At 53.7% G+C, this 561-nt stretch carries 1 rRNA gene; it reads left to right on the top strand.

Features of this window, described 5'->3' with window-relative positions:
* Window positions 1–21: 21 nt before the first annotated feature.
* A 23S ribosomal RNA gene (locus tag NA197_RS23405) occupies window positions 22–561 on the top strand; the annotation flags it as partial.

Raw genomic sequence — 561 nt, 5'->3', positions numbered from 1 at the left:
AGAAACATCTTCGGGTTGTGAGGTTAAGCGACTAAGCGTACACGGTGGATGCCCTGGCAGTCAGAGGCGATGAAGGGCGTGCTAATCTGCGATAAGCGCCGGTAAGGTGATATGAACCGTTATAACCGGCGATACCCGAATGGGGAAACCCAGTGTGACTCGTCACACTATCATTAACTGAATCCATAGGTTAATGAGGCGAACCGGGGGAACTGAAACATCTAAGTACCCCGAGGAAAAGAAATCAACCGAGATTCCCCCAGTAGCGGCGAGCGAACGGGGAGGAGCCCAGAGCCTGAATCAGCATGTGTGTTAGTGGAAGCGTCTGGAAAGGCGCGCGATACAGGGTGACAGCCCCGTACACAAAAGCGCATGTGCTGTGAGCTCGATGAGTAGGGCGGGACACGTGGTATCCTGTCTGAATATGGGGGGACCATCCTCCAAGGCTAAATACTCCTGACTGACCGATAGTGAACCAGTACCGTGAGGGAAAGGCGAAAAGAACCCCGGCGAGGGGAGTGAAAAAGAACCTGAAACCGTGTACGTACAAGCAGTGGGAGC

Origin of the sequence: Salmonella sp. NW884, assembly GCF_051700745.1 — a bacterium.
Lineage (GTDB): Bacteria > Pseudomonadota > Gammaproteobacteria > Enterobacterales > Enterobacteriaceae > Salmonella > Salmonella enterica.
This window is presented reverse-complemented; position numbering and strand designations above follow the sequence as displayed.